The following is a 12,583-nucleotide window of genomic DNA, read 5'->3' as shown; positions in this document are numbered from 1 at the left end:
CGGAATAAGAGAAGTTACGCTCAGATCGTGGGCAAGGGCAGAAACACCGTTTTCCAGCTTTTCGAAGTGCTCTAACCCGGTTAGCGTCCGCCTGAACAGATCATAAGGAGGAAATCATGAGCTTTGCGGCAAAATTGGAAAGCCTGGGTGTCACGCTGCCGGACGCCCCGGCGCCTGCAGCCAATTACGTGCCTTTTGTGCGTATGGGCAACATCGTCTATGTCTCGGGTCAGATTTCCATGGATGGAGATCTGATCAAGGGAAAGCTGGGGGATGACATGGATGTCGAAGCTGGTGCAGCTGCGGCCAGAACCTGTGCCATCAACCTCCTAGCTCAGGTGCGTGCAGCCTGTGGTGGCGACATCGACAAGCTGGTGCGGGTGATCAAGCTGACCGGGTTCGTGAACTCGACCGCTGATTTCACCGCGCAGCCGCAGGTGATCAACGGGGCTTCGGACTTTCTGGTCGAGGCGCTGGGCGACGCGGGCCGCCATTCCCGTTCCGCCGTCAGCGCAGCGTCGCTGCCTTTGGGCGTGGCCGTTGAAATCGAAGGTATTTTCGAGGTCGCATGACACCTTCGCTGCCCGCATCGTTCCTGCAGAACCCGATCGCGCATCGCGCGCTGCACGACATTTCGGACAACCGCCCGGAAAACAGCCGGGCGGCCATTCGGGCCGCAGTGCAGGCCGGGTACGGGATCGAAATTGACCTGCAACTGACCTCGGACAACCGGGCCATGGTCTTTCATGACTATGACATGACCCGCCTGACGGGTCAGGCTGGCCCGATCCGTCAGATTACCGCTGAACAGGCGTCAAAAACTGGTTTGTTGCATGGGGATGATGGCATCCCAACGCTGGACGAAGTGCTTAAGATGGTTTCCGGCAAGGTTCCCCTGCTGATCGAGCTCAAGGATCAGGACGGCGCGATGGGGCCGAATGTCGGATCCCTTGAACGGGACACGATTCGTGCGTTGGAAGGCTATGGCGGTGACGTGGCGCTGATGTCGTTTAACCCGCACAGCGTCGCAGAACTGGCCCGGTTGGCCCCGGACCTTCCGCGCGGCCTTGTTACCAGCGCTTACAGCGCCGAAGGTTGGCTTTTGCCCAGCGAAACCCGCGATCACCTGCGGGGCATCCCGGATTTCGACCGTGTCGGGGCCTGCTTTGTCAGCCATGAGGTCCACGACCTTGATCGTCCCCGCCTGGCCGAGTTGAAGGCGCTGGGCGTTCCGATCCTGTGCTGGACTGTAAGATCGCCCGAACAAGAGGCACAGGCGCGCGTTGTTGCCGATAATATCACGTTCGAGGGCTACCTCGCGCCGCTACCGGGTTGATACCGCCCGACGTCGTCACAGATAAAGACCAGACGCGGAGGGCACATGGATCAGGCGCAGATCGAAGTTCAGGTTCTGGGATCGCTGTCGCAGATTTCGGCAGCCGACTGGGATGGTTGTGCCTGTCCAGAAGCAGCAGACGGTAGCCGTCCACTTGATCCTTTCACCACGCACCGATTCCTTCTGGCGCTTGAAGAGAGCGGCTCGGTTGGGCGAGGGACGGGATGGCAGCCACAATATCTGACTGCATATCTCGATGGTATGTTGATCGCCGCCGCCCCTATGTATGCCAAGTCGCACTCTCAGGGCGAATACATCTTCGATCACAACTGGGCCCATGCCTATGAAAACGCGGGCGGTCGGTATTATCCCAAACTGCAGATCGCAGTGCCGTTCACCCCAGCCACCGGTCGACGTTTCCTGACGCGGCCCGGATATGAAACGGTTGGCTTGTCTGCCCTTGTGCAAGGGGCGGTGCAGCTTGCGGCAGACAATCGCGTATCCTCGATCCACGCGACGTTCTGCACCGAAGACGAAGCGTTGGCTGGTGAGCAAATGGGGCTTTTGGTCCGCCACTCGCAGCAATTTCATTGGCTTAACGATGACTATCCCGATTTCGACGCATTCCTTGCTGCGCTGTCGTCACGCAAACGCAAGAACATCCGCAAAGAGCGTGCGCAGGCCTGCGACTTTGGCGGCGACATTATTGCGCTAACCGGCGATGAACTGAGACCCGAGCACTGGGACGCGTTCTGGCAGTTTTATCAGGACACCGGCGCGCGCAAATGGGGCTCGCCGTATCTGACGCGTCAATTCTTTGATATCGCGCAGGACACCATGGCCAATGACATGGCATTGGTCTTGGCGGAACGAAACGGATACCCGATTGCCGGCGCGCTGAATTTCATCGGACGCGAAACGCTTTTTGGCCGCTACTGGGGATGTGTTGAGCATCATCCATGCCTTCATTTCGAACTGTGCTACTATAGGGCGATCGACTTTGCCATCGCGCACGGGTTGGCGCGGGTCGAGGCTGGCGCGCAAGGCGAACACAAGCTGGCACGTGGCTATTTGCCGACCCGCACGCACAGCCTGCACTGGGTTGGCGATCCGGGTTTTGCGGATGCGATCCGAAAATATCTGGACGCCGAGGCGCGCGCGGTGGGAGAAGAGATCGAGATTCTGACGGATTACGGACCGTTCAGAAAATCGAACCCGGAGGAGCAGCAATGACCGAACTATTGTCGACCGAGACCCGCGGCCCGCTTTTGGACCCGCTGTTTCAGAACGGCTGGACCATGGTCGAAGACCGGGACGCTATCACCAAGACGTTCATCTTCAAGGATTTTGTCCAGGCCTTCGGATGGATGACCCAGGTCGCGATCTTTGCCGAAAAGTGGAACCACCACCCCGAGTGGTCCAATGTCTACCGCACGGTCGAGGTGGTGCTGTCCACCCATGACGTGGGCGGATTGTCGGCACTCGATGCCAAGCTTGCCCGCAAGATGGACAAACTGGCCTAGCCCCGGTCGCCTTGTGATCCTACGCCACCGGCCAATAAGGCGGCGGTGCCCATCTGTTGAAACTCATCGGGTGTGACGGTGCCATCGCTGACACTGATATTGCCCGGTATTCGAATGGTGCGGCTGCCGATCGACCGTACCGTGCGCGCCGCCGGATTAATGTCCAGACACCGATTCCGATAGCAGGTCAGACCGCTGGTATTGATCTCAATACGCGCGATACCGTCGGGCCCGGTCACGACCGGGGCCTCAGGCACATCGCAGGCGGCCAACAGTGTCAGAACGCCCAAGCCCAACCATTTGTTCATTCCAAGCTCCTGTCCAACGGCCTGCTGCTGTTTTTGACAGAGCCACACCGGCTCAATCCAGCTGTCCGTTCCCGTCCTGATCCGCCGACGAGAAATCCGCGTTCATCTGCGCATCATACTCTGCTCGGGAAATAAGGTTATTGTTGTCGCGGTCAACGTTCTGAAACTGTTTTATGTCCAGAAACGGCTTGGCCTCCTCCAGACCCAGAGTGCCGTTCTTGTCGTCATCCATTTCCTGAAACGCATAGTCGGAAAAGGCGTCGAATTCGTCCTTGGACAGGAACCCGTCATTATTGGCATCTATGTTGCGCAACTCCTGTTCATGAAGCTCTGCAACAGTTTCAGCTTGTGCGGCGCTGGCCAGAAAAACGGCGGCTGCCGACAAAAACATACGTGTCATGGTTGTTCTCCTCAGCATGCGTACCGATTGCCTTCAAAACCACCAGCGGCAGCGCCTGCCGCTGTCAGGATCGTTTTACCCGATCCACCGCCAAATTGATTGCCGATCGCGCCGCCGATCAGTGCACCACCCAGTGTACCAGTCATGCACGCAATCTCGTGCTGGCGTGCGGCTTGTTGCTGTGGTGTCGGGGCCGGGCCACAAGCGGCCAGCGCGCCTGCCGTGCCTAAGGCGAAAGTAATAGCTTTTAGTCGCATAAACGAACTCCCTGAAAATATGTCTCAAATATTGGCGGTTCAGGGTAATGCATCAAGTTAAATCGAACGAGCGGCCCCGTGTGAACCGGGGCCGCCATTTTCTAGATCGTTTCCAGCAGCCCTTCACCGGCGGACATCTCGCACATGCCGGGATTCTCTTCGAGATTCAGCGCCACGACCTTGCCGTCCTCGACCAGCATCGCATAGCGCTTGGACCGGGCGATCAGACCCACGGGCGGTGCGTCGAAATCCATGCCGATGGCCTTGGTAAATTCCGAAGCAGCATCAGACAGCATGGTCAATCCAGCAGCGGTTGCGCCCGTGGATTCGCCCCATGCGCCCATCACAAATGGATCGTTGACAGATACGCAGATAATCTCGTCTACGCCCTTGGCGGTAAATTGATCCTTGGTGCGCATGAAGCTGGGAACATGCGCTGTCGTGCAGGTGCCGGTGAACGCACCCGGTACAGCGAAAATCACGACCTTGCGGCCTTTGGTCTTGTCCGAAATCCGAACCTCCTCGGGCCCGTCAGTCCCCATTTGGATCAGTGTGGCTTCGGGCAATGTATCCCCTGTTGAAATCATTTTTTTGCTCCTGTCGTTTGGATTTGCAGAGTCGGGCTTTGCCGCAATATAGGTGTTTGGGACAAAGTGACCACGGGAATTCTGCAGGGTGGGCAAAACATGAGCCATATTGTCGTGATCGGTGCCGGGCAGGCTGGTGCATCGCTTGTGGCGCGGCTGCGCAAAGACGGGTTTGCGGGCGACATTACCCTGATCGGGGCTGAGCCGCATCTGCCCTATCAGCGTCCGCCCTTGTCCAAGGCTTACCTGCTGGGGGAAATGGAAGTCGAGCGGCTGTTCTTACGACCCGAAAGCTTCTACACCGAGAACAACATCACCTTGCGTTTGGGTCAGCGTGTGACCGGGATCGATCCGAAGGCCAAGACCGTGGCGCTGGGCGATGAGCTGATTGCCTATGACGAGCTGGCCTTGACCACCGGGTCTGACCCGCGCCGCCTTCCCGCCGCGATTGGCGGAGACCTTCAAGGCGTCCACGTGGTGCGCGATTTGGCCCATATCGACGAGATGGAACCTCGGGTGACCGATGGCGCGCGGGCTTTGATCGTGGGTGGCGGCTATATCGGGCTTGAGGCCGCGGCTGTTTGCGCCAAGCGTGGGGTCAAAGTGACTCTGGTTGAGATGGCCGATCGTATTCTGCAGCGTGTGGCTGCGAAAGAGACCAGCGATTACTTTCGCGCGTTACACTCGCAGTATGGCGCTGACATCCGCGAAGGCGTCGGGCTGGATCGCCTACTGGGCCAAGACGGCAAGGTCACAGGTGCTGTCTTGACCGATGGAACTGAGATTGAAGTCGACTTTGTCGTGGTCGGTGTCGGCATCGCCCCGTCGACTCAGCTGGCCGAATTGGCCGTGCTGGAATTGGACAATGGTATCAAAACCGACGCGCATGGGCGCACTTCGGACCCGTCGATCTGGGCGGCGGGCGATTGTGCGTCCTTTCCACATGGCGAGGGGCGCATTCGTCTGGAAAGCGTTCCAAATGCGATCGATCAGGCCGAGATTGTGGCCCAGAACATACTGGGTGCGGCCAAAGATTACACCGCGACGCCTTGGTTCTGGTCCGATCAGTATGACGTCAAGCTGCAGATAGCCGGCCTGAACACCGGATATGACCGCGTCGTGACCCGCAAGGGTGAGGGCGCAGCGGTGTCCTTCTGGTACTACAAGGGCGACCAGCTGATCGCGGTCGATGCGATGAATGACCCCCGAGCATACATGGTTGGCAAACGCCTGATCGACGCCGGGAAAACGGCTGATCCTGCGGTTGTCGCAGACCCAGACGCGGACCTCAAACCGCTGCTCAAGGCGTGAGGATCATTGCCGGAGAGTTCCGGGGCCGCGCCTTGGCCTCGGTCGGCAAAGGTGATGCAGGCGCGCATCTGCGTCCCACCACTGATCGCGTCCGCGAAAGCCTGTTCAATGTGCTGACTCATCAGATCGATTTTGACGGGCTGCGCGTACTGGACCTGTTTGCAGGCACCGGCGCGCTGGGGCTCGAGGCTTTATCACGCGGTGCGGCCCACGTGACTTTCGTGGATGACGGGCGCGTGGCGCAGGGTCTGATCCGCAAGAATATCGACCTGACCCGCAGCACCGATCGCAGCACTCTGATCCGGCGCGATGCAACGCGGCTGGGGGAAAACCCGGATGCGCCCTACGACCTGATTTTCCTCGATCCGCCCTACGGCAAATCTCTGGGGCAAAAAGCCATCGCTGTGCTGTCACAGGGATGGTTGGCTGACGGCGCGCTGGTTGTCTGGGAAGAAAACGCTCCGATGCAGGGACCTGTTGGTTTCACCCCTCAGGATAGCCGCAAATACGGCGATACACATATCACCTTGATGTGGAAGGACGATCCGAATGCATGATCTGGTGATTTTTGACTGCGACGGTGTTCTGGTCGACAGCGAGCCGCTGACCAATCAGGTTTTGATCGACAACCTTGCGACCTATGGGCTAAGCCTGACCATTGAGCAGAGTTTTGATCTGTTCGTCGGCGGTACAATGCGCGGCGTGCACGGCAAAGCGCGCGAGATGGGTGCGGATCTTCCTGATGATTGGGTCGATCAGATTTACACCAAGATGTACGCGCGGCTGCGTCAAGGCGTCCCCCTGATCCCCGGCATCCCCGATTTGCTTGCCACACTGGACGCGAAATCTGTTCCATTTTGCGTCGCCTCAAATGGCAGCCTTCAGAAGATGCAGATCACTCTGGGGCAAAACGGGCTTTGGGATCGTTTCGGTGACGCGATGTTCTCGGCCCATGTGCTGGGCACGGCCAAGCCTGACCCGACCATGTTTCAAACCGCCGCGACTCGGTTCAACGCAACCCGTCCGGTCGTCATTGAAGACAGCGCCAGTGGGGTGACTGCGGCGATGCGTGCTGGTTTTCGGTGCTTGGCTTACGCGCCAGAAGGTGGCGGCGAGCAACTGGCTGATCTGGGTGCGGAACTATTTCGCGACATGGCCGACGTGCCGGACCTTTTGGGAATTTGACCAGACCGTGCTAGATTCTCGCCCATGGACCGCGCACTCACCGCCCCGATCTGGCCCCTTTCTCAGAACACCGAAGCCTCGACAGGCCCGGACCGCAAACCCTTGCGCGCGCCAGTGTTCATCAATGACGTTGCCATCCCATGGCGCGATGAGACCTTGCTGCTGAAGCTGTTGCGCGATCAGGCCGCTGATCAGGAGGAGTAGGTCGGGTGGAACTTTCCGCCCGGTGACAGGGTAAAAATCTCGACCCCATCCGACGTCACACCCACCGAGTGTTCAAACTGCGCCGACAGCGATTTGTCGCGGGTCACGGCGGTCCAGTCATCGGCCAGTGTCTTGGTCTCGGGCCGTCCCAGATTGACCATCGGTTCGATGGTAAAGAACATGCCTTCTTCCAGCACCGCCCCCGTACCCGGACGGCCGTAATGCAGAACGTTTGGGGGCGCGTGGAACACGCGGCCCAGCCCGTGCCCGCAGAAATCGCGTACAACGCTCATCCGGTGCGCTTCGACATAGGCTTGAATCGCGTGGCCGATATCGCCGAACGTGTTGCCAGGCTTGACCATCTCGATCCCTTTGAACAGGGCATCATGGGTCACTTGAATCAAACGTTCAGCCTTACGCGGCAGCTTGCCTGCCACATACATACGTGACGTGTCGCCGAACCAGCCATCGACAATAACGGTGACGTCGATGTTCAGGATATCCCCATCCTTCAGCTTCTTGTCGCCGGGAATGCCGTGGCAGACCACATGGTTCACGCTGATGCAGCTAGCGTGCTGATAGCCCTTGTAGCCGACGGTGGCAGACGTGGCGCCCGCTTCCTCGACCATTTGGGTGATCAGACGGTCAAGCTCACCGGTGGTTTGGCCGGGGAACACATGGTCTGCGATGTTGTCCAGAATCCGCGCGGACAAGGCACCTGCCGCGTGCATGCCGGCAAAGTCCCCTTGTTCATAGATGCGGATACCGTCCTTTGTCAGACGGCCACGATGCTCTTTCATCGATGCTAGGCTCCAAATGTTTCGCGCAGCATGCCTTTTACGCTGCTTGCGCAGAAAGTACCAGAGGGTGCAGGGACGCAGCCAGATCGTTGCGTCCATTGCCAACGATTAGAAGGCCTAAGAAAGCCCTGTTCTGGTTCCAAAACAGCAGATAGTATTGAATTTACAATTTTCTATAGATCACATGCGACGCGCAAAAGAACGCTTGGCAACCATTTTTCACGCTTAATCAAATCATCTCGGGCAGCGCGCCATGTCAGAGCTCTTTTACAAAATAGTGTAAATGCGGACGCAGCATCGGCTGATCTTTGTACGTCGTTGTTTCAATTGGTTCATCCACCTCGACAAACCCAAGCTTTGGATAGAGGTCACGCATTTCCACGTTGGGTGTAAGCGTATCCGCCACCAATCTTGTCAGTCCCATCTCTCGTGCGGTGTGTTCGCGGGCTTTGATCAGAGCGCGCCCAGTGCCCGTCCCCCTTGCGCCTTCGACTACGAAAACACGTTTCAATTCACCGGTGTGTTGATCAAGCCGTTTCAGCATCCCGCATCCCACGATGTCACCCATGCCGTTTCGGGCCACGACGATACACCCGTTTGGAGGCAGATAGTCGCTGGAATTGGCCCAAAATTCGGCCAGCGCGCTCTGGGGTGCGGCTGGATCAATATCAAAACCCATACCCTGCATCCTGCGCACGATGAGCTCATAGTATTGCGACAATATCCCGTTGATCTCTTCCCGCTTTGGAAGCTGCGCACAGGTTTCGATCTTTATCTCGTCCATAGTAAGCCCCGGCCAGATTTCGCGAATGCACGTCTCAACTTAGCGTCTTTGGAGAGATTTCGATAGGCGTTGGGCTGCATGTCGTTGGTGCAGGCCGGATCGGAATTCTGCGCAATCGCCGTCAACAAAACGTGTAACTGGAATCCACAGATACTCCGACCGGTGATATACGCGTACCGCAAATCAACCGTTCTACGCCCTGCGCTTGAGCGTCCGCAAAGGCGGTGGCATAGGCCGGGTCGATATCGGACGCCAGCGCGAACCGGTCACAGTCCGTGCGTTGCACAAGATAAAGCAATATCGCTCGGTGCCCCGCAGCTGCCATAGACGTAAGTTCCCCTAAATGCTTGGTCCCGCGCGCAGTCACGCTGTCGGGGAACTCGGCCAGACCCGGTTGGCGAGACAGGGTAACACTTTTGACTTCAACATAAGCATCCGGCAGGCCGGGTTGGGTCAGCAGGAAATCGATACGGCTGTTTTCACCATATTTCACTTCGGGCCTGACGGATTCATAGGCGGAAAGTTCAGGGATTTCGCGGGCTTCAAGTGCGGCCCGCAGGGCCTTGTTCGGTACGGATGTGTCGACGCCTGTGAAGTGCCCGTTTTCATGATCGACCAGCCGCCAGCCGTATTTCAGTTTTTTCTTCGGATCGTCATTGGGCTCCAGCCAGATTTTCTCACCTGGCTCGGCCAGACCCAACATTGAGCCTGGATTGGCGCAATGGGCGGTCACTTCGCGCCCGTCCTCCAACGTGCAATCGGCCAGAAAGCGTTTGTAGCGACGGATCAGGCGGGCGGGGACAAGGGGGGTTTCAAATCGCATGGGTGACGGCCTATACCTGCCCTAAGGGTCGATCAAGAGGGGGCACGTGCCATGGCCAATCCAACCGCCGCAATGCTGGTGATCGGGGATGAGATCCTGTCGGGCCGTACGCGCGACGCCAATATGCACTATCTGGCGCAGGAACTGACCAAACAGGGTATCGACCTGAAAGAGGTTCGGATTGTCAGTGATGATGCTGCGGCGATCGAAGCCGCCGTCAAGGCCCTGTCTGAGGCGCATGATCACGTCTTTACCAGCGGCGGCATCGGCCCGACCCATGATGACATCACCGCCGATTGCATTGCGCGGGCCTTTGGTGCCGCCATCGACGTGCGTGACGATGCGCGCGCGCTGCTTGAGGCGCATTATGACAATTCTGGGCTGGAGTTGAATGCTGCCCGCCTGCGCATGGCGCGCATTCCGGATGGGGCCGCGTTGATCGACAATCCTGTCTCGACAGCGCCGGGCTTTATTATCGAGAACGTGCATGTAATGGCCGGAGTGCCGTCGGTATTTCAGGCGATGGTCGCGAGCGTTCTGCCAGGTTTGACCGGCGGCAGTCCGCTGTTGTCGCAAACCCTGCGCGTGAACCGGGGCGAGGGCGACATCGCGGCGACCTTGTCCGCTCTGGCCGAGGATTTCGACGACCTGTCCATCGGCTGTTATCCGTACCAGATCAACGGTGTCTTCGGTGCCAATGTCGTGGTGCGAGGCACGGACGGGGGGCGGATCGACGCGGCCACAACTCGGTTGGCGAAAGAGCTTGATCTGTGACCACAAACTGGCCCGCCATCGTGGACGGCACATGGCCCGCTGCGCAGTATAAGCGGCTGGGCCCGTTTCAAATGCGCCAAGGTCAGGGCGGCGGATCGCGTGTGTCCGCGGCCAGCGCGCGGGGCGCGGCAACCGAGGCTGATTTAGACGCAGCCGAAATGGCTATGCGGACCATGGGTCAGAAACGCCTCTTTTGCCTCTGGCCCGGAGATGACGGTTTGGACACTCAGCTAGCGGCGCGCGGTTACCAGGTTCTGGACCCGGTCAATATCTACACCTGCCCGTCCAAACAGCTCGCTGACATTCCCCTACCGCGCGTGACAGTGTTCAACGTCTGGGAACCGCTGTCCATCATGCGAGAAATCTGGGCGCAGGGCGGGATCGGCCCCGCCCGTCTGGCGGTGATGGAGCGTGCCGCAGGCCCAAAGACGGGATTGCTGATCCGCCATCAGGACCAACCGGCGGGCAGCGGTTTTGTTGCCGTTCATGATGGCGTAGCCATGGTCCATGCGCTGGAAATCGCGCCGGACCATCGACGCAAGGGGTTGGGGCAATGGGCCATGCGCGCCGCGGCCTTTTGGGCGCTGGACAATGGCGCGCAGACCCTTAGCGTGATCTGCACCAAGGCGAATGCGGGGGCGAACGCGCTTTATCACTCGCTTGGCATGGAAGTCGTGGGCGAATACCACTATCGACAGCGCGTCTGAGGAGACCCAAGTGACCAAACAAGACCTGCCCACCGCCCTTGATCTGCCGATGGCGGACCCTCTGCCGCCTGAAACGCAGAAGTATTTCGACATCTGCGTCGAAAAGCTGGGCATGGTGCCAAACGTCTTGCGGGCCTACGCCTTCGATGTCGAAAAGCTGAACACGTTCACGGCGATGTATAACGACCTGATGCTGGGCGACAGCGGTCTAACCAAGCTGGAACGCGAGATGATCGCGGTCGTCGTTTCATCGATCAACAAATGCTTTTACTGCCTTGTGGCACATGGCGCGGCGGTGCGGCAATTGTCCGGCGATCCGCAACTGGGCGAGATGCTGGTGATGAATTATCGCGTGGCCCCGGTGGACGACCGCCAGCGCGCTATGCTCGACTTTGCGGCCAAGATGACAACGGCGAGTGCAACGATCGAGGAGCCGGACCGCCAGCACTTGCGCGACGTGGGGTTTTCGGACCGGGACATCTGGGACATCGCCAATGTGACCGGCTTTTTCAACATGACCAACCGCGTGGCCAGCGCGACGGCCATGGCGCCAAACCCCGAGTACCACGCACAGTTTCGATGATCAGATACGGCCTCCTTTGTTTAATGCTGCTGCCCGCGCCGATATTGGCGCAGGATCTGAGCCTCCCGACGGGCGCGCGTCAGGTGTCAGATCGCACCAGCGCATTGGACAGTTACAACCTGCCGACCGGAGTTTTTGCGGACGGGCAGGTCCCTTACCGGACCGTTGAGGGGCGTGTCGAACGCCTGACATGGCGGTTGCAAGCCGGGTCCAGCACGACGTTGCAGATACTGGCACCGCTCAGGGATCAGTTGCAGGCGCAGGGTTTTGACGTCACCTTTGAATGCGAAGCGCAGACATGCGGCGGTTTCGATTTCCGCTTTGGCACCGAGGTTGTTCCGACGCCCGACATGTATGTCGCCATCCATGACTACAGGTTCCTGTCCGCCAGCCGTGGAGATGATGTGCTGAGCCTGCTGGTCAGCCGGAATGAGCCCGAAGGGTATGTCCAGATGATCCGCGTGACACCGGTCGATGCGCCGCCTGCGCCGCCGCTGGTGATCGAAGAAACAGTGGACGGCTCGGGCGGCCTGATTGCCGATCTTCGCGCCGACGGGCATGTGATCCTGGATGATCTGCATTTCCACACAGGTGAGACCACGTTGGGCGCAGGTCCCTTCGCCTCGCTGAACCTGATTGCGGGCTATTTGTCGGACAACCCCGAGACCCGTTTAGCACTGGTCGGACACACGGATGATACCGGCGCGCTGCAGGCAAATATCGACGTCAGCATGAAGCGGGCCGAGGCCGTGCGCACCCGCCTGATAGATGCGCATGGCGTAGCACCCGACAGGGTCGAGGCGCAAGGCGCAGGTTACCTCGCCCCGATCACTTCGAACGCCACGCCCGAGGGGCGCGAGTTGAACCGTCGGGTCGAGGCCGTGTTGCTGGTCAACTGACCTCCAACGGACAAGGGGGCAGCCCGCTCTGTCGATGTGCCCTTTCGAAAGGTCAGCTATCGGTAAGCCCTTCAAATCAAGCGATGATTTTGGTTGCTCGAA

The 12,583-nt window shown here is 59.0% G+C and carries 19 protein-coding genes; 12 read left to right on the top strand and 7 right to left on the bottom strand.

Translation table 11 applies throughout. The features are described from left to right. Positions 1-116 precede the first annotated feature (116 nt). From ACR0CR_RS14720 to ACR0CR_RS14705, 4 genes are read left to right on the top strand one after another with little or no spacing between them, the layout of a single operon-like run. The gene (locus tag ACR0CR_RS14720; protein WP_480600309.1) at positions 117-572 is read left to right on the top strand and encodes a RidA family protein; all 456 of its coding nucleotides are present in this window, start codon (positions 117-119) and stop codon (positions 570-572) included. Next, the gene (locus ACR0CR_RS14715) at positions 569-1,336 is read left to right on the top strand and encodes a glycerophosphodiester phosphodiesterase family protein (protein ID WP_480600306.1); all 768 of its coding nucleotides are present in this window, start codon (positions 569-571) and stop codon (positions 1,334-1,336) included. The genes ACR0CR_RS14720 and ACR0CR_RS14715 overlap by 4 nt, the downstream gene beginning before the upstream one ends. A 45-nt stretch (positions 1,337-1,381) precedes the next feature. Further along, positions 1,382-2,569, top strand: a complete 1,188-nt coding sequence (locus ACR0CR_RS14710) for a GNAT family N-acetyltransferase (protein ID WP_480600304.1) — start codon at positions 1,382-1,384, stop codon at positions 2,567-2,569. Then, positions 2,566-2,859 carry a 4a-hydroxytetrahydrobiopterin dehydratase gene (locus ACR0CR_RS14705; protein ID WP_170657309.1) on the top strand — a complete coding sequence of 98 codons (294 nt, stop codon included), beginning with the start codon at positions 2,566-2,568 and terminating at the stop codon, positions 2,857-2,859. Before ACR0CR_RS14710 ends, ACR0CR_RS14705 begins: the two co-directional genes overlap by 4 nt. On the opposite strand, the gene ACR0CR_RS14700 is transcribed toward ACR0CR_RS14705, so the two are convergent. From ACR0CR_RS14700 to ACR0CR_RS14685, 4 genes are all read right to left on the bottom strand, one after another. Further along, positions 2,856-3,167 carry a hypothetical protein gene (locus tag ACR0CR_RS14700; protein WP_480600302.1) on the bottom strand — a complete coding sequence of 104 codons (312 nt, stop codon included), beginning with the start codon at positions 3,165-3,167 and terminating at the stop codon, positions 2,856-2,858. The genes ACR0CR_RS14705 and ACR0CR_RS14700 overlap by 4 nt on opposite strands. A gap of 52 nt (positions 3,168-3,219) precedes the next feature. Beyond that, positions 3,220-3,567, bottom strand: a complete 348-nt coding sequence (locus ACR0CR_RS14695) for an EF-hand domain-containing protein (protein WP_480600300.1) — start codon at positions 3,565-3,567, stop codon at positions 3,220-3,222. Between the two features lie 11 nt (positions 3,568-3,578). Then, the gene (locus ACR0CR_RS14690; RefSeq protein WP_480600297.1) at positions 3,579-3,824 is read right to left on the bottom strand and encodes a glycine zipper 2TM domain-containing protein; all 246 of its coding nucleotides are present in this window, start codon (positions 3,822-3,824) and stop codon (positions 3,579-3,581) included. A gap of 101 nt (positions 3,825-3,925) precedes the next feature. Further along, the gene (locus ACR0CR_RS14685) at positions 3,926-4,411 is read right to left on the bottom strand and encodes a redoxin family protein (protein WP_480600294.1); all 486 of its coding nucleotides are present in this window, start codon (positions 4,409-4,411) and stop codon (positions 3,926-3,928) included. A 99-nt stretch (positions 4,412-4,510) separates the two neighbouring features. Between ACR0CR_RS14685 and ACR0CR_RS14680 the strand changes: the two genes are divergently transcribed. From ACR0CR_RS14680 to ACR0CR_RS14665, 4 genes are read left to right on the top strand one after another with little or no spacing between them, the layout of a single operon-like run. Then, complete coding sequence (locus ACR0CR_RS14680) at positions 4,511-5,722, top strand: NAD(P)/FAD-dependent oxidoreductase (RefSeq protein WP_480600291.1); 1,212 nt, start codon at positions 4,511-4,513, stop codon at positions 5,720-5,722. Beyond that, positions 5,719-6,279, top strand: a complete 561-nt coding sequence (gene rsmD / locus ACR0CR_RS14675) for a 16S rRNA (guanine(966)-N(2))-methyltransferase RsmD (protein WP_480600289.1) — start codon at positions 5,719-5,721, stop codon at positions 6,277-6,279. The genes ACR0CR_RS14680 and rsmD overlap by 4 nt, the downstream gene beginning before the upstream one ends. Continuing rightward, positions 6,272-6,907, top strand: a complete 636-nt coding sequence (locus tag ACR0CR_RS14670; protein ID WP_480600287.1) for an HAD family hydrolase — start codon at positions 6,272-6,274, stop codon at positions 6,905-6,907. Before rsmD ends, ACR0CR_RS14670 begins: the two co-directional genes overlap by 8 nt. Positions 6,908-6,931: 24 nt before the next feature. After that, the gene (locus tag ACR0CR_RS14665) at positions 6,932-7,111 is read left to right on the top strand and encodes a hypothetical protein (RefSeq protein ID WP_480600285.1); all 180 of its coding nucleotides are present in this window, start codon (positions 6,932-6,934) and stop codon (positions 7,109-7,111) included. On the opposite strand, the gene map is transcribed toward ACR0CR_RS14665, so the two are convergent. The 3 genes from map to sfsA form a co-directional block, all read right to left on the bottom strand. Continuing rightward, positions 7,099-7,911 carry a type I methionyl aminopeptidase gene (map, locus tag ACR0CR_RS14660; protein WP_480600283.1) on the bottom strand — a complete coding sequence of 271 codons (813 nt, stop codon included), beginning with the start codon at positions 7,909-7,911 and terminating at the stop codon, positions 7,099-7,101. The two genes, ACR0CR_RS14665 and map, sit on opposite strands and share 13 nt — an antisense overlap. A 256-nt stretch (positions 7,912-8,167) precedes the next feature. Further along, positions 8,168-8,695: a GNAT family N-acetyltransferase gene (locus tag ACR0CR_RS14655; protein ID WP_480600280.1), complete on the bottom strand. Its 528-nt coding sequence runs from the start codon at positions 8,693-8,695 to the stop codon at positions 8,168-8,170. A gap of 121 nt (positions 8,696-8,816) precedes the next feature. Then, entirely contained in the window at positions 8,817-9,518 is a 702-nt protein-coding gene (sfsA, locus tag ACR0CR_RS14650) for a DNA/RNA nuclease SfsA (protein ID WP_480600278.1), read from the bottom strand. Between the two features lie 51 nt (positions 9,519-9,569). Between sfsA and ACR0CR_RS14645 the strand changes: the two genes are divergently transcribed. The 4 genes from ACR0CR_RS14645 to ACR0CR_RS14630 are packed head-to-tail and all read left to right on the top strand — an operon-like array spanning position 9,570 to position 12,481. Further along, entirely contained in the window at positions 9,570-10,292 is a 723-nt protein-coding gene (locus ACR0CR_RS14645) for a competence/damage-inducible protein A (protein ID WP_480600276.1), read from the top strand. Further along, positions 10,289-10,999: a GNAT family N-acetyltransferase gene (locus ACR0CR_RS14640; protein ID WP_480600274.1), complete on the top strand. Its 711-nt coding sequence runs from the start codon at positions 10,289-10,291 to the stop codon at positions 10,997-10,999. Before ACR0CR_RS14645 ends, ACR0CR_RS14640 begins: the two co-directional genes overlap by 4 nt. A 10-nt stretch (positions 11,000-11,009) precedes the next feature. Beyond that, complete coding sequence (locus ACR0CR_RS14635; RefSeq protein ID WP_480600272.1) at positions 11,010-11,582, top strand: peroxidase-related enzyme; 573 nt, start codon at positions 11,010-11,012, stop codon at positions 11,580-11,582. A gap of 23 nt (positions 11,583-11,605) precedes the next feature. Beyond that, the gene (locus ACR0CR_RS14630; RefSeq protein ID WP_480600270.1) at positions 11,606-12,481 is read left to right on the top strand and encodes an OmpA family protein; all 876 of its coding nucleotides are present in this window, start codon (positions 11,606-11,608) and stop codon (positions 12,479-12,481) included. Positions 12,482-12,583: the final 102 nt, after the last annotated feature.

It is taken from the genome of Ruegeria sp. AM2 (assembly GCF_056540685.1).
Note: the sequence above shows the minus strand (reverse complement) of the source record. Positions and strands in the feature narration are given on the sequence as shown.